22 protein-coding genes and 3 tRNA genes are annotated in these 22,994 nt (G+C 61.5%); 16 read left to right on the forward strand and 9 right to left on the reverse strand.

Features of this window, described 5'->3' with window-relative positions; genetic code table 11:
• Positions 1-9: 9 nt before the first annotated feature.
• The 5 genes from D8767_RS07130 to D8767_RS07150 all read right to left on the reverse strand — a co-directional run bounded on the left by D8767_RS07130 (position 10) and on the right by D8767_RS07150 (position 4,704).
• Positions 10-1,302 (reverse strand): virulence factor family protein, encoded by a 1,293-nt coding sequence (locus D8767_RS07130; protein ID WP_016712009.1) that lies wholly within the window; start codon positions 1,300-1,302, stop codon positions 10-12.
• Positions 1,302-3,944: a bifunctional lysylphosphatidylglycerol flippase/synthetase MprF gene (mprF, locus tag D8767_RS07135; RefSeq protein WP_063977408.1), complete on the reverse strand. Its 2,643-nt coding sequence runs from the start codon at positions 3,942-3,944 to the stop codon at positions 1,302-1,304. Before mprF ends, D8767_RS07130 begins: the two co-directional genes overlap by 1 nt.
• A gap of 261 nt (positions 3,945-4,205) precedes the next feature.
• A tRNA-Met gene (locus D8767_RS07140) sits at positions 4,206-4,282 on the reverse strand.
• A gap of 134 nt (positions 4,283-4,416) precedes the next feature.
• Positions 4,417-4,493: transfer RNA gene (locus D8767_RS07145), tRNA-Met, on the reverse strand.
• A 134-nt stretch (positions 4,494-4,627) separates the two neighbouring features.
• Positions 4,628-4,704 (reverse strand) — tRNA-Met (locus D8767_RS07150).
• Between the two features lie 214 nt (positions 4,705-4,918).
• Here D8767_RS07150 and dinB point away from each other — a divergent pair.
• The gene (gene dinB / locus D8767_RS07155) at positions 4,919-5,983 is read left to right on the forward strand and encodes a DNA polymerase IV (RefSeq protein WP_016712007.1); all 1,065 of its coding nucleotides are present in this window, start codon (positions 4,919-4,921) and stop codon (positions 5,981-5,983) included.
• 40 nt (positions 5,984-6,023) lie between these two features.
• On the opposite strand, the gene D8767_RS07160 is transcribed toward dinB, so the two are convergent.
• From D8767_RS07160 to D8767_RS07170, 3 genes are all read right to left on the reverse strand, one after another.
• Positions 6,024-6,974 carry a hypothetical protein gene (locus tag D8767_RS07160; RefSeq protein WP_016712006.1) on the reverse strand — a complete coding sequence of 317 codons (951 nt, stop codon included), beginning with the start codon at positions 6,972-6,974 and terminating at the stop codon, positions 6,024-6,026.
• Between the two features lie 20 nt (positions 6,975-6,994).
• A complete protein-coding gene (locus tag D8767_RS07165; RefSeq protein WP_016712005.1) occupies positions 6,995-8,710 on the reverse strand; it encodes a proline--tRNA ligase in 1,716 nt (571 codons plus the stop codon).
• A 160-nt stretch (positions 8,711-8,870) separates the two neighbouring features.
• Positions 8,871-10,151 carry an OprD family porin gene (locus D8767_RS07170; RefSeq protein WP_016712004.1) on the reverse strand — a complete coding sequence of 427 codons (1,281 nt, stop codon included), beginning with the start codon at positions 10,149-10,151 and terminating at the stop codon, positions 8,871-8,873.
• A gap of 691 nt (positions 10,152-10,842) precedes the next feature.
• Between D8767_RS07170 and D8767_RS07175 the strand changes: the two genes are divergently transcribed.
• Positions 10,843-11,262, forward strand: coding sequence for an HIT domain-containing protein (locus D8767_RS07175; RefSeq protein WP_028700138.1), 420 nt, complete (start codon positions 10,843-10,845; stop codon positions 11,260-11,262).
• 1 nt (position 11,263) lies between these two features.
• Positions 11,264-11,470 (forward strand): SlyX family protein, encoded by a 207-nt coding sequence (locus D8767_RS07180; protein WP_016712002.1) that lies wholly within the window; start codon positions 11,264-11,266, stop codon positions 11,468-11,470.
• Between the two features lie 60 nt (positions 11,471-11,530).
• Here D8767_RS07180 and D8767_RS29435 read toward each other — a convergent pair whose 3' ends face one another.
• Positions 11,531-12,124, reverse strand: coding sequence for a cold-shock protein (locus D8767_RS29435; protein WP_016712001.1), 594 nt, complete (start codon positions 12,122-12,124; stop codon positions 11,531-11,533).
• Positions 12,125-12,405: 281 nt separating this feature from the next.
• On the opposite strand from D8767_RS29435, the gene D8767_RS07190 reads away from it, so the two are divergent.
• The 13 genes from D8767_RS07190 (at position 12,406) to tolB (ending at position 22,968) form a co-directional block, all read left to right on the forward strand.
• A complete protein-coding gene (locus D8767_RS07190; RefSeq protein ID WP_016712000.1) occupies positions 12,406-12,879 on the forward strand; it encodes a Dps family protein in 474 nt (157 codons plus the stop codon).
• Positions 12,880-13,020: 141 nt separating this feature from the next.
• A complete protein-coding gene (locus tag D8767_RS07195; protein ID WP_016711999.1) occupies positions 13,021-13,350 on the forward strand; it encodes a ribbon-helix-helix domain-containing protein in 330 nt (109 codons plus the stop codon).
• Positions 13,351-13,442: 92 nt separating this feature from the next.
• The gene (locus D8767_RS07200) at positions 13,443-13,664 is read left to right on the forward strand and encodes an FmdB family zinc ribbon protein (protein WP_003254776.1); all 222 of its coding nucleotides are present in this window, start codon (positions 13,443-13,445) and stop codon (positions 13,662-13,664) included.
• A 93-nt stretch (positions 13,665-13,757) separates the two neighbouring features.
• Positions 13,758-15,533 (forward strand): aspartate--tRNA ligase, encoded by a 1,776-nt coding sequence (gene aspS, locus D8767_RS07205; RefSeq protein ID WP_019098464.1) that lies wholly within the window; start codon positions 13,758-13,760, stop codon positions 15,531-15,533.
• 113 nt (positions 15,534-15,646) lie between these two features.
• Positions 15,647-16,393: a YebC/PmpR family DNA-binding transcriptional regulator gene (locus D8767_RS07210; RefSeq protein WP_016711997.1), complete on the forward strand. Its 747-nt coding sequence runs from the start codon at positions 15,647-15,649 to the stop codon at positions 16,391-16,393.
• Between the two features lie 121 nt (positions 16,394-16,514).
• Positions 16,515-17,039: a crossover junction endodeoxyribonuclease RuvC gene (gene ruvC, locus D8767_RS07215; protein WP_003254769.1), complete on the forward strand. Its 525-nt coding sequence runs from the start codon at positions 16,515-16,517 to the stop codon at positions 17,037-17,039.
• 109 nt (positions 17,040-17,148) lie between these two features.
• Positions 17,149-17,766, forward strand: coding sequence for a Holliday junction branch migration protein RuvA (gene ruvA, locus D8767_RS07220; RefSeq protein WP_016711996.1), 618 nt, complete (start codon positions 17,149-17,151; stop codon positions 17,764-17,766).
• Positions 17,763-18,809, forward strand: a complete 1,047-nt coding sequence (gene ruvB, locus D8767_RS07225) for a Holliday junction branch migration DNA helicase RuvB (RefSeq protein ID WP_016711995.1) — start codon at positions 17,763-17,765, stop codon at positions 18,807-18,809. The genes ruvA and ruvB overlap by 4 nt, the downstream gene beginning before the upstream one ends.
• Positions 18,810-18,934: 125 nt before the next feature.
• Positions 18,935-19,387, forward strand: a complete 453-nt coding sequence (gene ybgC, locus D8767_RS07230; protein WP_016711994.1) for a tol-pal system-associated acyl-CoA thioesterase — start codon at positions 18,935-18,937, stop codon at positions 19,385-19,387.
• A 2-nt stretch (positions 19,388-19,389) separates the two neighbouring features.
• Entirely contained in the window at positions 19,390-20,085 is a 696-nt protein-coding gene (tolQ, locus tag D8767_RS07235; RefSeq protein ID WP_010952367.1) for a protein TolQ, read from the forward strand.
• A gap of 14 nt (positions 20,086-20,099) precedes the next feature.
• Complete coding sequence (gene tolR / locus D8767_RS07240; protein WP_003254760.1) at positions 20,100-20,552, forward strand: protein TolR; 453 nt, start codon at positions 20,100-20,102, stop codon at positions 20,550-20,552.
• Positions 20,552-21,670, forward strand: a complete 1,119-nt coding sequence (gene tolA / locus D8767_RS07245) for a cell envelope integrity protein TolA (RefSeq protein WP_016711993.1) — start codon at positions 20,552-20,554, stop codon at positions 21,668-21,670. Before tolR ends, tolA begins: the two co-directional genes overlap by 1 nt.
• A gap of 26 nt (positions 21,671-21,696) precedes the next feature.
• Positions 21,697-22,968, forward strand: coding sequence for a Tol-Pal system beta propeller repeat protein TolB (tolB, locus tag D8767_RS07250; RefSeq protein WP_019098470.1), 1,272 nt, complete (start codon positions 21,697-21,699; stop codon positions 22,966-22,968).
• The last annotated feature ends 26 nt before the right edge of the window (positions 22,969-22,994 follow it).

Raw genomic sequence — 22,994 nt, forward strand, 5'->3', positions numbered from 1 at the left:
CAGTCATTGTCAGTTCTGTTCGGCGACGCTCGATTTGCCTTGGCGCGTCTCGATCTCACCAATCAAGCGCTTGGCCAGCGCCGGGTAGTTCTCGTCGAAGTGGTGCCCGCCAGGCAGCTTCAGGCGTTCACCCACAGCGGTCTTCTCGGTGCAACCGCTCTCATCGGTCTCTTCCACACCATACACGCACACCACCTTGGACGCCGGCAGCCTGGCCATTTCAGGCCCGGTCGGTGCTTCCTGGCCTTCTTTGCCCAACCAGCCCTCGACCTCGATCTCGAAGCTGCCACTGCGGGCAAACGCCAGCAGCATTACGGCATCGATACGCTGTTGGTCCTCTGCCGGCAGGCGGTTATAGATGGCTGGCAGCACATCGGCACCGAACGAATAACCTGTCAGCACGAAGCGCTTGGTGCCCCACTTCTGCCGGTAATGTTGCATCAGCTCGGACAGATCGGCGGCGCTTTGCTCCGGGGTCTTGTGCTGCCAGTAGTAGCGCAGCGTGTCGATGCCTACCACCGGGTAGCCCAGCTTGGCCATTTCGCCGGCCACATCACGGTCCAGGTCGCGCCAGCCACCATCACCGGAGAGGAACAGGGTGACCGTGTCGGTGGTCTGCCCGGCCGGGACCTCGACCACCGGAATAGCCAGGGCGTTGCCGTCACGGCCAACCAGGGCCTGGGTCAGCTGGGCCTTGAGCACTTGTGGCAGGTGAATGTCGTAGTCGCTGATGCTGGTTTCGGCGTTCGCCTGGTCACGTACGAAAGCGGCGCTGGCGTCATCCGGGTTGTCGTTCCAGGCGACGTTCCAGTGGCCATGAGGTGCCGCCTTGGGCAGCGGGGCCTGGCAGCCGGGTTGCTCCAGGCTGAAGTCCACTGAAATGGCCCGCGCCTTGTCATTGCTCTGGTTGGCTAGCCAACGCCAGGCCTGGGCGGCACCAGGGCCTATACCGGCGACCAGCGTCGGCTTTTCCGACAGTTCTGCCAGGGCTTGGTCCATGGCCTGTTGCTGTTTGCTACAGTCGTTCGGCGGCAGCACCACCTGCACCAGCTGGGCTTCGCCGGCCTGGCTCAGGTCCAGCAGTTGCTTGTCGGTCAATGCTTGGTCCTGTGGCACACCAATGGCTACCCGGGCCTTCGGGTGTACGCCAGGGGTCACCCGGGTGATGTGGGTGTCATTGATGCTCAATTGCTCCAGGCGCGCCTCGGGGGCCGGGCGCGTCCACAGCCAGAACGCCAGCGCGCCACCCAGGGCGGCCAGCAGCAGGGGAACCAGCAGGTACAGCCAATAGCGTCGGGTCATCAACGTTTCACCAATCCAGTCAGGCCGCCTGCAATCAGGGCGGCGGTGTCGGCCAGTGCTACCAGCGGGTCGAGCCCGGCCGGCACGGCCATGTAGCGGGGTTCCCAGTCCGGTTGGAATTTGTCCTTGAAGCGGCGAAGCCCCTGGAAGTTGTACAACTGCTCGCCCCGGCGGAACACCAGTGAACCCAGGCGCTGGGTCAAGGGCGCACCTCGCCGCGGTTGCAGGCCGGAAAGCGGCACCATGCCAAGGCTGAAGCGGGCGTAGTCATGGCTTTTGTAGTGCAGGATCAAGCCGATCATCATGAACTCCATGGTCAGCTTGGGGGCTTCGGGGTGCGCACGCATCAGGTCGAGGCTTGCCAGTTCGTTGCCATGGGTTTCCAGCAGGTTGGCGAAGGCTACCGGGCGGCCCTGGAAGCGAATCAGCGCGATGCGGAAGTGTTGCAGGTAGTCCGAGCTGAAGCGCCCCAACGAAAAGCCTTTCTCACGCACGTTCTTGCCGCCGAGCCAGGCGTCGGAAATTTCCTTCAGCTCTGCCAGCGGGGCGTGGCCGGGTTCATGGATTTCCAGGCTCAGGCCGTCGCGACCACCGCGATTCCAGGTGTAGCGCAGGTCTTTCATCTCCTTGCCCTTGGCTTCCAGATCGAAGCGGCGCAGGTCGACACGGGCTTCCTCACCCAGCTTCAGCGCTGTCAGGCCAATATCCATGTAGAACGGCAGGTTCTCGGCACGTACCTGGTAGAACACCGGGCGAGCGTGGTGCAGGTCGCACAGGTCGCGGAACTGCCAGATCATCTCGGCGCGCTCCTGGGCCGGGCCGATGGGGTCGTACAGGGCCACTAGGCTGCGGCCACGCCGCGCGTACATGAGGAAGGCATTGTCACGCGGGTGGAACAGCAACGCTTTGTCGCCCGTCAGGGCCAGGCCGCCGTCGGGTTGGTCGGAAGCCAGCAAGATACGGTTGGCGCGCTGCAGTTCCGCTTCATCGGGCAGGTGGATCACAGGAGGGGCGGTGCGCAGCAGCCAGGTCAGCGCCACGGCGGCCAGCAGCAAGGCGCTGCCCATGGTGGCACGCAGGCCGCGTGGGGCATCGGCATCGAGAGTGAACTGCCACCACAGCTGATGGCTGTAGGGCACATCCTGGTAGGCGAACAGCAGCAGCCAGACCGAAGCGCCGACTGCGCAGGCACTGGCCACCAGGAACACCGGCGAGAAGGGCAACTCCAGCAGGCGGCTGGGGCGGTAGAACGAGCGACGGAACAGGGCAAGCAGGGTCGCGGTGAAGGTCAGCAGGCACGCCTCTTCCCAGTCAAACCCCTTGAGCAGCGACAGCAGGGCGCCCACCAACAACAGCACGGTAGTCAGCAACCAGGCGGCGGATAGGCGCCGACGCAGGCCCTGGGCCAGCAGCAGGCACAGCACGCCGATCAGGCTGGCGCCGAAGTGCGAGGCATCGATAAGCCGGTGCGGCACCAGGAAGCCCATGTGTTCCAGGCGCGTGTCGATTTCGGGTGTGGCGCCCGAGAACAGCAGCACCACGCCGGACAGGAATACCAGAATCGACAAAATCGGTGCGGCCAGCCCGGAAGCTACCTTGATGGCCTGCTGGGCGAACAGCAGGCGCCGGGCTTCGTTGGCCAGCAACAGTACACAGGCCAGCAGCAATGGCAGTACCACGTAGATCAGCCGGTACAGCAGCAGGGCGGCCGCCAGCGGTGCAGCACCGAGCTGGTCGGCAAAGGCTGCCAGCAGAATCGCTTCGAACACCCCGACGCCGCCCGGCACATGGCTGAGTACGCCAGCGGCCAACGCCAGCAGGTACACCAGCACGAATGCCCCGAAAGGTGGTGCTTCGGGCAGCAGCAGATACAGGACAGTGGCGGCGGCTGCCACATCCAGCGCGGTGATCAGCAGTTGCAGGGCGGCCAGCCGTGTGCCTGGCAGGCGTAGCGTGCGGCGGCCCACCTGTACCAGCAGGTTGTTCGCCAGCGGTTGCTCGGCCAGGCGCCGGCGGTACAAGCCGAACACCAGCAGGGCGGATGCCACCAGCACGGCGGTGGCGATGCCTGCCAGCAGGCCCGGCGCCAACCCGAGTGCAGCCGAGGCTGCCGGCAGGTCGCTCAAGGTCGCCAAGGCTGCCAGGGGAGGCAGCGCGCTACCCAGCGACAAGCTGGCAAACACCGTCATGCGAGCGACTTCGCCAGCCCCCAGCCCTTGGCGTGCATAGAGCCGGTAGCGCACCGATCCGCCTGACAGCATCGACAGCCCGATGGCATTGCCAATGGCAAAGGCGCTGAAGCCGCCCAGCACCAGGCTGTGCACTGGCAACTTCACCCCGGCATAGCGGCTGGCCGACCACTCGTAACCCAGCAGGATCACGAAGCCCGCCACCGTCGCCACAAAGGCGCCCAGCAACGACTGGGTCGGCACACTGAGCATGGCGTCGTGCAAGGCATAGATATCCAGCTCGCTCAGCAGGTGGCGGCAGGCAATCAAAGCCATAGTGAACAGCACCAAGGTCACTGCCAGGCCGATGGGCTGGCGGTAGCGGCTCAGGCGTTCGAGCAAGGGTAGGCGTTGCACGGCACCGGGCAGTGCCGAGGCGAGCGGCACAGGAGGTTCGGGGTTATGGGAAGTCATGAGTTGCCCCGGGCATGCTGCGCGAGGTGGAGGGAAGGTGCGGCCAAGTGAAAGTCCCTTAGGAAAACGTATCCAATATTACTCCGGCCTCAGGCGCTTTCAGCGGCCTTGCAGGGTTAAAGATAGTTCATCCGGGGCACGATGCCTCAAGCCTGCGGGATATGGCTGGAGGGGCGGGGAAAATGAAGCGATGAAATGCAGGGAGTAGAAACAACAAACCCCGCGCTGCTGTTAAACAGGCGGGGTTTGTTCTGACGAATATGGTTGCGGGAGCCGGATTTGAACCGACGACCTTCGGGTTATGAGCCCGACGAGCTACCAGGCTGCTCCATCCCGCGTCAGAGGTGCGCATTCTACAGTCTGCCAATTGAATGTCAAGCATTCTGCTTCGGTTTGACGGGTTTTTATTCGCCGTGTTTTTCAGCGAGCAAAGAAAAAGGCCACTGTGTTTACAGTGGCCTTTTCTTGAATCTGGTTGCGGGAGCCGGATTTGAACCGACGACCTTCGGGTTATGAGCCCGACGAGCTACCAGGCTGCTCCATCCCGCGTCAGAGGTGCGCATTCTACAGTCTGCCAATTGAATGTCAAGCATTCTGCTTCGGTTTGACGGGTTTTTATTCGCCGTGTTTTTCAGCGAGCAAAGAAAAAGGCCACTGTGTTTACAGTGGCCTTTTCTTGAATCTGGTTGCGGGAGCCGGATTTGAACCGACGACCTTCGGGTTATGAGCCCGACGAGCTACCAGGCTGCTCCATCCCGCGCCTGTGAGATCGAATTCTACGGATTTACTTCCTGCTGTCAAGCAAATATTCAGGAAAAACCTTTTTTGTTCAAACCCTTAGCACTCGTCGGCAAGATGCAGCTCAGGCGCGGCGCGGCTTTCAGGCCAATTGTCGAATGCTGGCGCGGGTAGCTGTTTCAGGGCAGGGTGCATGCGATACTATCTGTATGAATTTACAGTGCTGACGGCCATCCATGTCCTTACGCAAGATCATCCACGTCGACTGCGATTGCTTCTACGCTGCAATCGAGATGCGTGACGACCCGCGTCTGGCCGGGCGCCCCATGGCGGTCGGAGGTTCACCCGACCACCGTGGGGTGATCGCCACCTGTAATTATGAGGCGCGTGCCTATGGTGTGCGCTCGGCCATGTCGTCGCGCCATGCACTTAAACTGTGCCCCGACTTGCTGATCGTCAAGCCGCGCTTCGAGGCTTACCGGGAGGCCTCGCGCGAAATCCATAGCATTTTCCGCGACTACACCGAGTTGATCGAGCCGTTGTCGCTGGACGAAGCCTATCTGGACGTGAGCGATAGCCAGTGGTACTCGGGCAGCGCCACGCGTATTGCCGAGGATATTCGCCGGCGGGTCGCCCGTACCTTGCATATCACCGTATCGGCGGGGGTGGCGCCGAACAAGTTCCTGGCCAAGATTGCCAGCGACTGGCGCAAGCCCAATGGCCTGTTCGTGATTACCCCGGGTGAAGTGGAGGCGTTCGTGGCTGGCTTGCCGGTGGCCAGGTTGCACGGGGTGGGCAAGGTGACGGCAGACAAACTGGCACGGCTGGGTATTGAAACCTGTCTGGAACTGCGCGAATGGTCGCGCCTGGCGCTGGTGCGCGAGTTTGGCAGTTTTGGCGAGCGCTTGTGGGGGCTTGCGCGGGGGATCGACGAACGTGGGGTGCACAACGACAGCCGTCGACAGTCGGTGAGTGTGGAAAACACCTACGACACCGACCTTCCAGACCTGGCCAGCTGCCTGGCGCGGCTGCCTGAGCTGCTGGAAAGCCTGAATGAACGCATCGCCCGCATGGACAGCAGTTACCGGCCGGACAAACCCTTCGTCAAGGTCAAGTTCCACGACTTCAGCCAGACAACCCTGGAGCAGGCCGGGGCGGGCAGGGACCTGGAAAGCTATCGACAGTTGCTGGGGCAGGCGTTCGCCCGTGGAGGCAAACCGGTACGCTTGCTTGGGGTGGGGGTGAGGTTGCGCGATTTGCGCGGGGCGCATGAGCAGTTGGAATTGTTTGTTCCTGAATAAAAAGGGCCGCATATGCGGCCCATCGCGAGCAGGCTCGCTCCTACAGTCCAGGGTCAGCCACCAACCGGCCAGTGGCCTTGGTCAGCGACTGTAGAAACTCCTGCTGCAGCTCCGGATCGTTGCGGGTCAGCTCGATCAGGCTTTGTTCCATTTCACTGGCTTCTTCTTCAAGGCCCAGCTCGGACAGGCGCTTGACCCGGTGGACCCATTGGCCGACATCGTCATCTTCGAGGTCGTCGAAGATCAGCTCATGGGCTTCGAGCAGCTTGTTGCGCAGGGTGGCGCTGACCAGCAGGCTGGCATCGCCACGCACCGCGTTGTCCTCGTCGAGTACCTGCAGGTGCAGGGTGCCGATGTGGTTGAGGTTCTGCTCCGAGAACGGGCTGTCGAGCAGGTTCAGGCGTAGCACGCCGTTCCTGTCGGTAGTCAGTTCGTGGGTCATCTTGCCAGCCTTGACCTCGACCAGGCGTTCGCTCCAGGGCACGCTGGTCGATTCCTCGCGCTTGCCTTTCTGCACCTCGCTGATCCCGGCCAGGTTCTGCTGGGCGCGGCCGTTGGACGGCACGTTCATGAACGGGTTGAGCCCATCCACGCCGTAGCTGAGCCAGTCATGAGTGATGCTTTCCGGCAGGTTGCCCAAGGCGAAGACGTTGACCACGTTGGCCCCGACGCCCGCCACCACGGCCACTGCACCCAGCGGGATCTCGTAGATCTCGCGCCAGGGCTGGTACGGCGTGTAGCGGTCGTAACGACGGGTAACTTCGAACTCGGTGACTTCGAAGCGCTTCTGCTCATGCACACGCACACGTCGTTGCGGAAGCTCCATCACCTTCGGCTCGCCGACATCGATCTGCAGGGTGTGCTCGAGCAATTTGCGCTCGACGCGCTCCTCATGGTCGCTGCGCTGGGACATCTGGTTGGCGCAGCCGCTGACGAGCAGGGCGCCGCACAGTGCGGCGCCCCCCAGGGTAAAGGTACTTCGCTTGAACATGATCACTCGTGCATTGGTTATCAGCGGCGAACGCGGGCCTGCAGGAAGCTCAGCACTTCATTGAGCGGCAACGCCTGGGCGTCTTGCTCGGTGCGGTGCTTGTACTCAAGGTTGCCTTCGGCCAGGCCGCGATCGCTGACGACGATGCGGTGCGGGATGCCGATCAGCTCCATGTCGGCAAACTTGATGCCTGGGCTGGTTTTCTTGTCGCGGTCGTCCAGCAGCACTTCAAAGCCGGCGGCGGTCAGTTCGGCATACAGCTTGTCGGTTGCCTCGCGGACCACATCGGTTTCGTAGCGCAGCGGTACCAGGGCGATCTGGAACGGGGCCAGGGCGTCGTTCCAGATGATGCCTTTGTCGTCATAGCTCTGCTCGATGGCAGCGGCGACCACGCGGGACACGCCGATGCCGTAGCAGCCCATGGACAGGGTTACCGGCTTGCCGTTCTCGCCCAGTACCTGGCACTTAAGCGCTTCGCTGTACTTGGTGCCCAGCTGGAAGATGTGGCCCACTTCGATGCCGCGCTTGATCACCAGGGTACCCTGGCCGTCCGGGCTTGGGTCGCCTTCGACCACATTGCGCAGGTCGGCCACCTGAGGGACTGGCAGGTCACGCTCCCAGTTCACGCCGAAGTAATGCTTGTCGTCGATGTTGGCGCCGATGCCGAAGTCGCTCATCAGGGCAACCGAACGGTCGATGATGCATTCCAGCGGCAGGTTCAGCGGGCCGAGCGAGCCGGCACCGGCGCCGATGGCGTCGCGCAGTTCGGCTTCGGTGGCCATGACCAGTGGGTCGGCAACCTGTTCCAGCTTGGTGGCCTTGATTTCGTTCAGCTCGTGGTCGCCACGAACGACCAGGGCAATCAGCTTGCCTTCTTCGGCGCCGCGCACGATCAGGGTCTTGACGGTTTTCTCGATGGCCAGGCCGTAGTTTTCCACCAGCTGGGCGATGGTTTTGGCGTTTGGCGTGTCGACCAGGCGCAGCTCCTCGGTAGGGGCAGGGCGCACGGTTTCACGCGGGATGGCCTCGGCCTTCTCGATGTTGGCGGCGTAGTCGGAGCTGTCGCTGAAGATCACGTCGTCTTCGCCGGACTCGGCCAGTACGTGGAATTCGTGCGAATAGCTGCCACCGATCGAGCCGGTGTCGGCCTGCACTGGGCGGAAGTCCAGGCCCAGGCGGGTGAACACGTTGCTGTACGCCTGGTGCATGCGGTCGTAGGTTTCCTGCAGGGAAGCCTGGTCGGCATGGAACGAGTAGGCGTCCTTCATGATGAACTCGCGGCCACGCATCAGGCCGAAGCGCGGGCGGATCTCGTCACGGAATTTGGTCTGGATCTGGTACAGGTTGAGCGGCAGCTGTTTATAGCTGGACAGCTCGTTACGGGCCAGGTCGGTGATGACTTCTTCGTGGGTCGGGCCAACGCAGAAATCACGCTGGTGGCGATCCTTCAGGCGCAGCAGCTCTGGGCCGTACTGTTCCCAACGGCCGGACTCCTGCCACAGCTCGGCGGGCTGAATGCTTGGCATCAGCACTTCCAGGGCGCCGGCGGCGTTCATTTCCTCGCGTACCACGGCTTCGACCTTGCGCATTACCCGCAGGCCCATCGGCAGCCAGGTGTACAGGCCGGAGGCCAGTTTGCGGATCATGCCGGCACGCAGCATGAGCTGATGGCTGATGACCACTGCGTCGGCAGGGGTTTCTTTCTGGGTGGCGAGCAAATATTGACTGGTGCGCATGGTTAGCCGTGTCGATTGCCTAAGACGTTGAAATAGCCCCGCATTGTACGGGGGGGAAACGAAGGCGTACAGGATGCCCCAGGGCGTGACGCTTGTCAGCCAAGAAAAAGCCCGGCGTGATCGCCGGGCTTTTTCAGGTGCGGGGCACTGCAAGCCAGGCTTACAGGATGCTCAGCGGGTACTCCACGATCAGGCGCAGCTCGTCGATCGAGCTCGAACCGTAGTAAACGCCGTCGGCGGAACGGTAGGTGGCCTGACGTACGCGCAAGCTCAGGTCTTTGGCCGGGCCGCTTTGCAGCACGTACTTGACGTCTACGTCGCGTTCCCATTCCTTACCGTTGTTGGTGCTTTCGGTCGTGGCACCGGAACCGCGCACATAGCGGGTCATGAAGGTCAGGCCGGGTACGCCGTATTCGGCGAAGTTCAGGTCGTAGCGAGCCTGCCAGGACTTCTCGTCTTCGGCGTTGAAGTCGGAGCGGGCAACGGAGTTGGCCAGGAAGATGGTGCCGCCACCGTCGACGCCGTAGGCGTAGTCGCCGTCGCCGCTGACTTTCTGGTAAGCCAGGGTGAAGGTGTGGGCGCCAATGTTGTAGGCGGCCGAGAGGCTGGCTGCGATGTTGTCCAGTTCGTTGCTGCCGTCAGCCTTGCTGACGAAGGCGCCGGTCAGGTTGTCGCCGATGGACTTGGTGTCATAGATGTTGAAGTCGAACACCAGGCCTTGCTTGTCGCTGATCGGCAGCGCCCAGTTGATGTTGCCGTACCACTTGCGGAAGTGATCTTCGACGCGCGAGTAGTAGACGCTGGAGCTGAGGTTTTCGTTGATGGCATAGGTGCCACCGAAGACGTTGGCCTCGGTCAGGCGCAGGCTGTCGTGGTAGGTCTGGGCCTGCGCGTTCAGGGCAGTGAAGTGACCGGCGTGCAGGGTCAGGCCATCGATTTCGTTGCTGGTGATCAGGCCGCCTTCAGCAACTTCTGGCAGCAGTCGGCTGTCGTCGGTGGCGAATACTGGCAGGGCGGTGAACTGGTCGCCGAACTTCAGCACGGTATTGGAGACGCGCAGTTTTACTGCACCGCCGCCTTCGGAGTAATCATCTTGCGAACGGCCGTCGGAACCGGTCGGGAACAGGCCGGTACCGGCGCGGCCTTTGCCGCTGTCCAGTTTCAGGCCCAGCATGCCGATGGCGTCAACGCCGAAGCCCACGGTGCCTTGGGTGAAGCCCGACTCGAAAGTACCCAGGAAGCCCAGGCCGGTTTCTTCGACGCGGCTCTTGCCGCTGTCGTTGTTACGGAAGTCACGGCTGAAGTACAGCATGCGGGTTTTTACGTTCAGCTTGCTGTCTTCGAGGAAACCTTTGGACTCGTCTTGTGCCGAGGCCATTGCCAACTGCGAGGTCCCTGCCGCAACGGCCAGGGCGATCATGCTCCACTTCATCACGCGCATCGTGATTTGCTCCTTTGGTTTTTAGGAAGAGTACCGCTGCATCCATGTGTTTTAGTTATATGGAGCAGCTCTTTCTTGTTATGTCGGCGAAAATGTATAGCACGCTGACTGTTGTTGGCGATATGGCTATAAGCACTCTTTTCGGAACTTTTTCACCCCGTCGCTTTTAGGTATTTCCATGTCGCAAATCACGCCCCGGTTTAAGGGCCGTACAACGCCAGCGCTGTTCCTGTCACCGTAACAAACCTGTAACCACCGGTTCCGGTTAGGGGAACTCCCTGGTAACCAATGCCGCTGTTGTTATTTGTCGCGTTCACCTGCCATTGCAGATGTCGTGCCGACTTGGCGGGAAGGGAATGCAACAAGCGTGCTCAAAATTCGCAACACTTCATGAAATTTTCACAAAACCTGCTACCGAGGGTCGGAAAGTCCCGTAAATACGGGGTGAAGCCGGCTCGCGCACATGTTGGAGTCGAGAATCATTAAAATTTAAAAAGCTGCCATTAAAGTCAATGTGTTACCGCAATTTGTTCATCCAGAGTCGTTTGTGGGGTGACAGGTGTGGAGAGCGTGGACAGAAGGCCTCATTTTGGTGCGAAAAGTAGCGCTGTGTTACCGGGAGTGTGCAAGGTATCCTTGCAGGCCTGATTTCCGCTTGAAGCGGGTTGGTTTTGCCTGAAGGAGATATGCCGTGTTCGTCCTCGATTCGCGTTTGCAGCAGGATTCCCTGGTGCTGGGGGAGTTTGCACTGTGCCAGTTGCTGCTGAGCAAGGATGCCAACTACCCATGGTTCATCCTGGTGCCCAAGCGCGCCGGCATCAGCGAACTGTTCGAGCTGGAAGCGGCGGACCAGCAGCAGTTGTGGCAGGAAACAACCCTGTTGGCTGAGGCGCTGAAAGCCAGCTACAGCGCCGACAAGATGAACGTGGCCACCCTGGGCAACGTGGTCAGCCAGCTGCATATGCACGTGATTGTGCGCCAGCGTGACGATGCTGCCTGGCCGGCACCGGTGTGGGGCAAGTGCCCGGCGGTGGCCTACAGCGACGATCAGTTGAATGCCATTCGCCAGCGCCTGCGTGGGCTGCAACTTGCTGGTTATCAGGAGGCCTGAGATGTCGCTGGAGTTACGTATTGTTGAACTGGAAACCCGCCAGGCGTTCCAGGATGACACTATCCAGGCGTTGAATGACGTGGTGGTCGAGCAGGCGCGGGTGATCGAGCGGCTGCAATCGCAGATGGCCGAACTGATCAAGCGTTATGAAGAGATGGTCGGCCAGTACGGCAGCGAAGGGGAGGAGGCGCCACCGCCTCATTATTGATGCTTCGCAGAGGCATATTCACCGGCATGCCGGTAAATATGCCTATGGATGAAGCGGCAATCAGCGGCGGGTTACCGCAACCACATCTTCGGCCTGCAGGCCCTTGTCGCGGTGCATCACCGAGAACTCAACGCGCTGGCCTTCGACCAGAATGCGATGACCTTCGCCGCGAATGGCGCGAAAGTGCACGAAGATGTCATCACCCGAATCGCGGGAAATGAAGCCAAAGCCTTTCGACGTGTTGAACCACTTGACGGTGCCGGTATCGCGGTTGCCGGCATCCTGAGCGGCATGCTGGCTGTTGCGTGCCCTGCGCGGGCTGCGGGCAAAACCCACGGCCAGGTGCAGGGCCACTGCCAGTGCCGCGCAGACCAGTGCCGCGAGGTTGCCCATTTCCGGGCGGGCCAGCAATGTCAGGGTTTGCAGCACCACCGCCACCACCAGCAGGGCGCAGGCAAGGTGCTGCAACTGCTGCCGCGCACCGCGGTAGTACAGGGGCACGACCGGGGCCAGGACCAGGTTGAGCAGGCCGAGCAGTGCCAGGTAGACCGCGTCAGGTTGTTGCAGGAAGGGTGTCGCGTCGGTTTTCAGGCTGGGTATGAGCGATAGCAGCAAGGCTGCCACGCCCGTCACCAGATGGACGATCTTGAACATGGGGTTGGCTCACAGTTGATAAGGCCGATCACAGGAAGAGCGGGCAGCACGGTGCGCATGAGGTGTAGAGCGCGAACACGTGGCAGGCCAGCCTATGCACCCGGCAATGACAGTCCGCACGGGTGGCACGGTGCCTATTTAACAGTAAAGCCGTAGGCTACTCAAACCGCAGGCCGCCCGGCGGGCAATGTGTTGCGCCATGTCACATGCGGCAGGGGGGAAGTGTTGCTACAGTGGTCCACGTCCGCTTGAGTCTCAAGCCTTATGGAAAGGGGAGCTTCATGGCAATCGATATCGGTATCAGCGAAGAAGATCGCAAGTCCATCGTCGATGGGCTATCCCGCCTGTTGTCGGATACTTACGTGCTGTATCTGAAAACCCATAACTTTCACTGGAACGTCACCGGCCCGTCGTTCCGTACCCTGCACCTGATGTTCGAAGAGCAGTACAACGAGCTGGCGCTGGCGGTCGACTCCATCGCCGAGCGTATCCGGGCCTTGGGCTTCCCGGCGCCGGGCTCGTATGCATTCTATGCGCGGCACTCGTCTATCAAGGAGGAGGAAGGTGTACCCCCGGCGGACGAGATGATCCGCCAGCTGGTGCAGGGGCAGGAGGCCGTGGTGCGCACGGCGCGCAGCATTTTCCCGGTGGTGGACAAGGTCAGCGACGAACCTACCGCCGACTTGCTGACCCAGCGCATGCAGGTGCACGAAAAAACGGCCTGGATGCTGCGGGTAATGCTCGACGGCAAGTAAAGGCCATCGTGCAGTAACAAACCCTGGTCGGTACGCCCGGCCGGGGTCTGGCTGTTGAGCAGGAAGATTTTGCCACTGCTTTAAGCCCGCTCATCAGCGCTTCATACGCCACCTGGTACCTGTGACGAGGAAGTGTGGCGCATGATGCAAGTGAGCAAGCGTATGGCTGGGCAGGGGAGCTGGCCGGCAAAGCAGTGCATGGATCCGTTCAAGGCGGATTTCGACATGTTGCAGATCCAGCCGGTGTCGCGTTCGGTGCGGTTGAACGGGTTTTCCACCTGCTTGCGTCTGGAGGCCGTCTACTGGGGCATCCTGGAGCGTATTGCCGCTGCGAACCGCTGTTCGGTCAGTGCGGTGTTGTCCTACGTGGACCGCGAAGTGCACTTGCGCCAGGGTGGGGTGCGTAACTTCAGTGGGCTGATCCGGGTCATCTGCGTCGCCTGGCTGCAAAACCCGCCAAGTGTGCGCTGATCGCCGGGCGGGCTGCGCAGTGCCTGTTAACCATATATAATCCCGCTTTTTGCTGCCCCGGCAGCCAGCGTTGTGGTTGACGAGAGACACCCATGCCCCTTTATGACTATCAATGTGCATCCTGCGAGCACCGCATGGAAGTGCTGCAGAAGATCAGCGCCGCGCCGCTGACCGATTGCCCGGCCTGTCAGGCCCCAGCGCTGAAAAAGCTGCTGTCGGTGCCAGGCTTCCGCCTGAGCGGTAATGGTTGGTACGAAACCGACTTCAAGACCGGGGCAAAAAAGAATCTGGCAGGCGGCGACAAGGCCGACTGAGTTGAATGCTGTGACCGGGTCTTGCAGTATTAGCCCTCCGGGCGGCCAAGGCCTCCACCGAATACACGAATCACGAGAAGCGAAACCACCATCATGATGCGCAGCCATTATTGCGGCCAACTGAACGAGAGCCTGGACGGCCAGGAAGTCACCCTTTGCGGCTGGGTCCATCGTCGCCGCGACCACGGCGGGGTGATCTTCCTCGACATCCGTGACCGCGAAGGCATGGCCCAGGTCGTGTTCGACCCGGATCGCGCCGAAACCTTCGCCGCCGCCGACCGCGTGCGCAGCGAATACGTCGTGCAGATCACCGGCAAGGTGCGCAAGCGCCCAGACGGTGCGGTGAACGCCAACATGGCCTCCGGCGCCATCGAGATCCTTGGCTACCAGCTGAACGTGCTCAACGAAGCGGAAACCCCGCCGTTCCCGCTGAACGAGTACTCCGACGTTGGCGAGGAAACCCGCCTGCGCTACCGTTTCATCGACCTGCGTCGCCCGGAAATGGCCGACAAGCTGCGCCTGCGTTCGCGCATCACCAGCAGCATCCGCCGCTTCCTCGACGAAAACGGCTTCCTCGACGTCGAAACCCCGATCCTCACCCGTGCCACGCCGGAAGGTGCGCGTGACTACCTGGTGCCAAGCCGTACCCACGCAGGTAGCTTCTTCGCCCTGCCGCAGTCGCCCCAGCTGTTCAAGCAGCTGCTGATGGTGGCCGGCTTCGACCGCTACTACCAGATCGCCAAGTGCTTCCGTGACGAAGACCTGCGTGCCGACCGTCAGCCGGAATTCACCCAGATCGACATCGAGACCAGCTTCCTCGATGAAAGCGAGATCATGGGCCTGACCGAAAGCATGATCCGCAAGCTATTCAAGGAAGTGCTGGACCTGGAGTTCGGCGAATTCCCGCACATGACCTTCGAAGAAGCCATGCGCCGCTACGGCTCCGACAAGCCAGACCTGCGTAACCCGCTGGAACTGGTCGACGTTGCCGACCAGCTGAAAGACGTCGACTTCAAAGTGTTCGCCGGCCCGGCCAACGATCCTAAGTGCCGTGTGACCGCCCTGCGCCTGCCTGGCGGTGCCAGCATGCCGCGCAGCAAGATCGACGAGTACACCAAGTTCGTCGGCATCTACGGTGCCAAGGGCCTGGCCTACATCAAGGTCAACGAGCGCGCCAAGGGCGTCGAGGGCCTGCAGTCGCCGATCGTCAAGAACATCCCTGAGGCCAACCTCAACACCATCCTCGACCGCGTCGGTGCCGTAGACGGCGACATCGTGTTCTTCGGTGCCGACAAGTTCAAGGTGGTCAGCGAAGCCCTGGGCGCGCTGCGTATCCGCCTGGGTCACGACTTCGAGCTGCTGACCTGCGAGTGGGCGCCGATGTGGGTCGTCGACTTCCCGATGTTCGAAGAAAACGAAGACGGCAGCTTCACCGCGCTGCACCACCCGTTCACCGCGCCGAAGTGCACCCCGGAAGAGCTCGAGGCCAACCCTGCCACAGCTCTGTCCCGTGCTTACGACATGGTCCTGAACGGTACCGAACTGGGTGGCGGTTCGATCCGTATTCACCGCAAAGAGATGCAACAGGCGGTATTCCGTCTGCTGGGTATCGAGGCAGAAGAACAGGAAGAGAAGTTCGGCTTCCTGCTCGACGCCCTGAAGTTCGGCGCTCCGCCTCACGGTGGCCTGGCCTTCGGCCTGGACCGTTTGGTCATGCTGATGACCGGCGCCCAGTCGATCCGTGAAGTGATCGCCTTCCCGAAAACCCAGAGCGCTGCATGCGTCATGACCCAGGCCCCTGGCATGGTCGACGCCAAGGCCCTGCGCGAGCTGCACATTCGACTGCGCGAGCAGACCAAGGTCGAGTAAGCAGTCCCGGGCGCATCCATATGGATGCGCCTTTGCGTTTCGGCGCAGGTATTTTTCCGTCCCGCCCCGTACAGGGGCGGGGCTGTTTGTGAAACAAAGGATTCGGAGTCGTTATGGCTGGTCATTCCAAGTGGGCGAACATCAAGCACCGCAAAGAGCGCCAGGATGCCAAGAGAGGCAAGATCTTCACCAAGTGGATCCGCGAACTGACCGTTGCGGCCAAGCAAGGCGGTGCTGACCCGGCATCGAACCCGCGCCTGCGTCTGGCGCTGGACAAGGCGCTGGGCGCCAACATGAGCCGCGACATCATCGATCGCGCCGTGGCTCGGGGTGCCGGCACCAACGAAAGCGATAACGTCGAAGAGCTCAGCTATGAAGGTTACGGTCCGGGCGGCGTGGCGATCATGGTCGAAGCCATGACCGACAACCGCAACCGTACTGCCGCCGCCGTGCGTCATGCCTTCACCAAGTGTGGTGGCAACCTGGGTACCGACGGTTCGGTGGCCTACCTGTTCGAGCGCAAAGGCCAGATCAGCTTTGCGCCGGGCGTGGACGAAGACGCGTTGATGGAAGCAGCGATGGAGGCTGATGCCGACGACGTTGTGGCCAACGACGACGGCTCGTTCGACGTGTTCACCTCGTTCAACAGCTTCTACGCCGTGCGCAACGCCCTGGAAGAGGCGGGTTTCAAGGCCGCTGACGCAGAAATCGTCATGCAGCCGACCACCAGCGCCGAGCTCGACCAGGAGGGTGCCGAAAAGGTGCTCAAGCTGATTGACATGCTCGAAGACCTGGATGACGTGCAGAACGTCTACTCCAATGCCCAGATTTCCGATGAGATCATGGAAAACCTCGGCTAAGGTTCTTTCGTTGGCCTTGATGGCCTATTCGCGGGCAAGCCCGCTCCCACAGGGGCCGTGCGGTCTTTGTGGGAGCGGGCTTGCCCGCGAAAGGGCCGTACATTTTGAACAAACAGGCACTATGACTCTGATTCTTGGTATCGACCCCGGCTCACGCATCACCGGCTATGGTGTGGTACGCCAGACCGCCCGTGGTTGCGAGTACGTGGCGTCGGGCTGTATCCGCACCGGCAGCGGCGAGTTGCACGAGCGGCTGCAGATCGTTTTTCGTGGTGTCAGTGAAATCATTGCCCAGCACGGCCCGGTGACCATGGGCATTGAGCGGGTGTTCATGGCCCGTAACGCCGACTCGGCGCTAAAGCTCGGCCAGGCCCGCGGTGCGGCGATCGTCGCGGCCGCCGAAGCCGGCCTGGAAATCGCCGAGTACAGCGCCACCCAGGTCAAGCAGGCCGTAGCCGGCACCGGTGGAGCCAACAAGGAACAGGTGATGATGATGGTCATGCACCTGCTGAAATTGACGCAAAAGCCGCAGATCGACGCCTCCGACGCGCTGGCCATCGCCTTGTGCCATGCCCATACCCGTTCGAGCCTGGTGCCGCACGGCCTGAGCACGGCACGGCGACGTGGCGGGCGCTTGCGTCTGTAGGCGCTTCATGCGCTGATACACATTTTGTTCGGGTGATGCGTTCACCCGCTGCATTTGCTGATAGGGTTGAGCGGTCTTTGACCGGCTCCCCGAGAGGAAGGATCGGAACGTGATTGGACGTTTGCGCGGCACCTTGGCGGAAAAACAGCCGCCGCACCTGATTATCGACGTCAACGGCGTGGGGTACGAACTGGAAGTTCCCATGACCACGCTGTACCGTCTGCCCAAGGTGGGCGAAAGCGTCACCGTGCACACTCATTTGGTGGTGCGCGAAGATGCTCACTTGCTATACGGCTTTGCCGAAAAGCGCGAGCGCGAGCTGTTCCGGGAACTCATCCGTCTCAACGGCGTGGGCCCGAAGCTGGCATTGGCGCTGATGTCCGGCCTGGAAGTCGACGAACTGGTGCGTTGCGTGCAAGCCCAGGATACTTCGGCCTTGGTGCGCGTGCCTGGTGTCGGCAAAAAAACCGCCGAACGCTTGCTGGTCGAGCTCAAAGACCGCTTCAAGGCTTGGGAAACCTCGCCCGCCATGTTCACCCTGGTGTCGGATGGGCCGTTGCCGGTCGCCAGCGAGTCCACTGCCGAGGCCGATGCGGTCAGCGCACTGGTCTCGCTGGGCTACAAGCCGCAGGAAGCCAGCAAGGCAATCGCCGCGATCAAGGACAAGGCCGGCCTGAGCAGTGAAGAACTGATCCGCCGCAGCCTGAAAGGGATGATTACCAAGTGATCGAAGCCGACCGCCTGATCGCCGCCAGTGGCCGCGACCGTGAAGAAGTCCAGGACCGGGCGATTCGTCCGCTGCGCCTGGACGATTACATCGGCCAGCCGGTCGTGCGCGAGCAGATGGCCCTGTTCATCCAGGCCGCCCGTGGGCGCAACGAGTCGCTCGACCACACGCTGATCTTCGGGCCGCCCGGGTTGGGCAAGACCACGTTGGCCAACATCATCGCCCAGGAAATGGGCGTTTCGGTCAAAAGCACCTCGGGCCCGATCCTTGAGCGTCCAGGTGACCTGGCGGCCATGCTGACCAACCTCGAACCGCACGACGTGCTGTTCATCGACGAGATCCACCGGTTGTCACCGGTTGTCGAGGAGGTGCTGTACCCCGCCATGGAGGACTTCCAGCTCGACATCATGATCGGCGAAGGCCCGGCCGCCCGTTCGATCAAGCTCGACCTGCCACCGTTCACCCTGGTGGGTGCCACCACCCGTGCCGGCATGCTCACCAACCCGCTGCGGGACCGCTTCGGCATCGTCCAGCGCCTGGAGTTCTACAGCGACAAGGACCTGGCCACCATCGTCAGCCGTTCGGCCAACATCCTTGGCCTGGTCATCGAGGACCAGGGGGCTTACGAGATTGCCCGCCGTGCCCGTGGCACGCCTCGTATCGCCAACCGCCTGTTGCGCCGCGTGCGCGACTACGCCGAGGTGCGCGGCAAGGGCCAGATCACCAAGGCCGTGGCCGACATGGCGCTGAACCTGCTGGACGTCGACGAGCGCGGTTTCGACCATTCCGACCGCCGCCTGCTGTTGACCATGATCGAGAAGTTCGATGGTGGCCCGGTAGGCGTGGACAACCTGGCGGCGGCGATCAGCGAAGAGCGCCATACCATCGAGGATGTGCTCGAACCGTACCTGATCCAGCAGGGCTATATCATGCGCACGCCGCGCGGCCGCGTGGTTACCCGGCATGCCTATCTGCACTTTGGCCTGAATATTCCAGGGCGCTTGGGGGAGGGCGGTGATTTTTCAGAACCAGGTGATGAATGACAGATCGAATGCGACTTTTCGTGGTCCTACCGCTGGCATGCCCAGGGTGCGCTGGCAATAAGACATTAATGAAGAAAAAACAGTTGCCACAGCGGATTGGCAAGCTGAGGAGTAAGCACTAGAGTATGCGCGCGCAAAATCAGCTCGAACCGTTCGCACACCGTTGTCGCGTCTATTACGAAGATACCGATGCGGGCGGCGTGGTGTATTACGTCAACTACCTGAAATTCATGGAGCGCGCGCGCACCGAACGCCTGCGGCACCTGGGCTTTTCCCAGTCGCAACTGGCCGAAGACAACCTGCTGTTCGTGGTCCATTCCAGCGAAGCGCGCTATCACGCGCCGGCGCGGCTGGATGACGAATTGCGGGTAACCGCGCAAGTACTTGAACTCAATCGCGCCAGCCTGCGTTTCGTGCAGCAGGTCTGGCGGGAAAAGGATGAAACGCTGCTTTGCGAAGGGCAGTTCCTGGTGGCCGCCGTGCGCGCCGACACTTTCAAACCCCGAGCCATACCGCCCCAGCTGCGCGACGCCTTTGCGGCGGACGGCTCGGGTAATCAATCGAATGCAGGAGAATAAGCGTGGAAGCTAACGTCGTCGACCATACCTCCATGTGGAGTCTGGTCAGCAATGCCAGCGTGGTGGTACAGCTGGTAATGCTGACCCTGGTGGCCGCCTCGGTCACTTCATGGATCATGATCTTCCAGCGCAGCACCATGCTGCGCGCCGGTCGTCGTGCGCTGGATGCCTTCGAGGAGCGCTTCTGGTCGGGCATCGACCTGTCCAAGCTGTACCGCCAGGCAGGCAGCAACCCAGACCCGGACTCCGGTGTAGAGCAGGTGTTCCGTGCCGGCTTCAAGGAGTTCTCGCGCCTGCGCCAGCAGCCGGGCGTTGACCCGGATGCGGTCATGGAAGGCGTTGGCCGTGCCATGCGCGTGGCCATTTCGCGCGAGGAAGAAAAACTCGAGCAGAGCCTGCCATTCCTGGCCACCGTCGGTTCGACCAGCCCGTACATTGGCCTGTTCGGTACCGTATGGGGCATCATGAACTCCTTCCGTGGCCTGGCCAGCGCCCAGCAGGCCACCCTGGCCACCGTTGCCCCGGGTATCGCCGAAGCGCTGATCGCCACCGCCATCGGCCTGTTCGCGGCAATCCCGGCGGTCATCGCCTACAACCGTTTCGCTGCGCGTAGTGAAGTGCTGATCGGTCGTTACTACACCTTCGCCGACGAGTTCCAGGCGATCCTGCACCGCAAAGTGCACACCAGCGAAGAGTAATCAGGTAGAAACCCATGGCCCGAGTTCGCCACAAACGCAAGCCCGTCGCCGAGATGAACGTGGTGCCCTACATCGACGTGATGCTGGTGCTGCTGGTCATCTTCATGGTGACTGCGCCCATGCTCAACCAGGGCGTGAAGGTCGACTTGCCCAAGGTTTCCAGCGAAGCCTTGCCGCAGGACAACAACGTCCAGATCCTCACCATCTCCATCAAGGCCGATAAAACCTATTACTGGAACCTCGGCAGCGAAGTCGATACCGACAAGCAGATGGACAAGGCCATGACCTTGCCCGCCATGACCGACGCCGTGACCAAGATCATTGCTGCCGGCCGTGACCAGGGTAAGCAGACCCAAGTGTTCATTCGTGGCGACAAGGCTGTCGACTATGGCGCGGTCATGGGTGCCATGGGCGGGTTGCAGAAGGCCGGTGTCGGTAACGTTGGCCTGATTACCGAGGCGCCCTGATGCAACAGCGAGAGCCATCCGCCTCGGAAAGCTACTTCTGGCCCAGTGTCTGGGCCATCGGCCTGCATGTGTTGGTGTTCGCCCTGCTGTTCGTCAGTTTTGCCATGACGCCTGAGCTGCCGCCATCCAAGCCGATTGTTCAGGCTACCCTGTACCAGCTCAAGTCCAAGAGCCAGGCGACTACCCAGACCAATCAGAAGATTGCCGGGGAAGCGAAGAAAACGGCTTCGCGCCAGACCGAGGTCGAGCAGCTGGAGCAGAAGAAGGTCGAGCAGGAGGCCGTGAAGGCCGCGGAACAAAAGAAAGCCGACGCTGCTCAAAAGGCCGAAGAGGCCCGCGAAGCCGCCGAGGCGAAAAAAGCCGAGGACGCTGCCAAGGCCGCTGAAGCCGCCAAGGCTGCCGAGGCCAAGAAAGCCGCCGAAGCCAAGAAGGCCGACGAGGCGAAGAAGGCCGCCGAGAAGCAGCAGGCCGACATCGCCAAGAAGAAGGCCGAGGAAGAAGCCAAGAAAAAAGCCGAAGAAGAGGCCAAGAAAGAGGCCGCTGAAGAGGCGAAGAAACAAGCCGCCGAGGACGCCAAGAAAAAGGCAGCCGAAGAGGCCAAGAAGAAAGCAGCCGAGGACGCCAAGAAGAAAGCGGCGGCCGAGGACGCGAAGAAGAAGGCAGCTGAAGAGGCCAAGAAAAAGGCCGCTGCAGACGCCCAGAAGAAAAAGGCACAGGAAGCGGCCCGCAAGGCGGCAGAAGACAAGAAAGCGCAGGCCCTGGCCGAGCTGTTGTCCGACACCACCGAGCGGCAGCAAGCGCTGGCCGACGAGCAGGGTGACCAGGTGGCCGGCGACTTCGACGACCTGATCCGCATGCGCGCGGCCGAAGGCTGGGCGCGTCCGCCTTCCGCGCGCAAGGGCATGACGGTGGTCCTGCAGATCAACATGTTGCCGGACGGTACCATCACCAGTGTCAGCGTGGCCCGTTCCAGTGGTGACGGCCCGTACGACAGTTCGGCGGTGGCTGCGGTGAAGAACATTGGTCGTTTGACCGAGATGCAGGGTATGAAGCCGAGCGATTTCAACCAATATCGTTCGTTCAAGATGACATTTACACCTGAGGATCTAGCGTTGTGATTAAACGTCTTAGAGGACTGCTGGTCATGCTGTGCTGCGTGGCAGGCATGGCTGTGGCAGAGGAAAAGAACATCCTGGTCACCAGCGGCAGCGACCGGGCAACCCCGATCGCGGTGGTGCCGTTCGGTCTGCAGGGCGGCAGCGTGTTGCCAGAAGACATTGCCGATATCATCGGCAACGACCTGCGCAACTCTGGCTACTACTCGCCAATTCCGCGGCAGAACATGATCAGCCAGCCGTCGCAGGCCAGCGAAGTGATCTTCCGCGACTGGAAAGCGCTGGGTGCACAGTACGTGATGGTGGGCAGCATCGTGCCGGCAGGCGGTCGTCTGCAGGTGCAGTACGCGCTGTTCAACGTCGCTACCGAGCAGCAAGTGCTGACCGGCAGCGTCGCGGGTAGCACCGACCAGTTGCGCGACATGGCGCACTACATTGCGGACCAGTCGTTCGAGAAACTCACCGGCATCAAGGGTGCGTTCTCCACCCGCATGCTGTACGTGACGGCCGAGCGCTTCTCCACTAACAACACCCGCTACACCCTGCAGCGTTCGGACTACGACGGTGCGCGTGCAGTTACCCTGCTGCAATCGCGTGAGCCGATCCTGTCGCCGCGCTTTGCGCCGGATGGCAAGCGTATCGCCTATGTGTCGTTCGAGCAGAAGCGCCCGCGCATCTTCATCCAGAACATCGATACCGGCCGCCGCGAGCAGGTGACCAACTTCGAAGGCCTGAACGGTGCGCCAGCCTGGTCGCCGGACGGTTCGCGCCTGGCGTTCGTATTGTCGAAAGACGGCAACCCGGACATCTACGTGATGAACGTGGCATCGCGCCAGATCAGCCGTGTTACCGCAGGCCCGGGTATCAATACCGAACCATTCTGGGGTAAAGATGGCAACACGCTTTACTTTACTTCCGACCGTGGCGGCAAACCGCAGATCTACAAACAGTCGGTCGGTGGTGGTGGTGCCGAGCGTGTAACCTTCGTGGGTAACTACAACGCCAACCCGAAACTTTCGGCGGACGAAAAAACCTTGGTGATGATCCATCGCCAACAGGGCTTTACCAACTTTAAAGTGGCGGCACAGGACTTGCAGCGCGGAAGTGTAAAGATTCTGTCTGAAACAAGTCTTGATGAGTCTCCCACTGTTGCGCCTAACGGCACCATGCTAATCTACGCCACCCGCCAGCAGGGCCGGGGAGTCTTGATGCTCGTGTCGCTTAATGGCCGCGTGAGGCTCCCACTTCCTACCGCTCAAGGCGAAGTCAGAGAACCGTCCTGGTCCCCTTACCTGAACTGATTGCGGCGTAATACGTTTTGCTTAAC

It is taken from the genome of Pseudomonas sp. LTGT-11-2Z (assembly GCF_003691445.1).
GTDB lineage: Bacteria > Pseudomonadota > Gammaproteobacteria > Pseudomonadales > Pseudomonadaceae > Aquipseudomonas > Aquipseudomonas monteilii.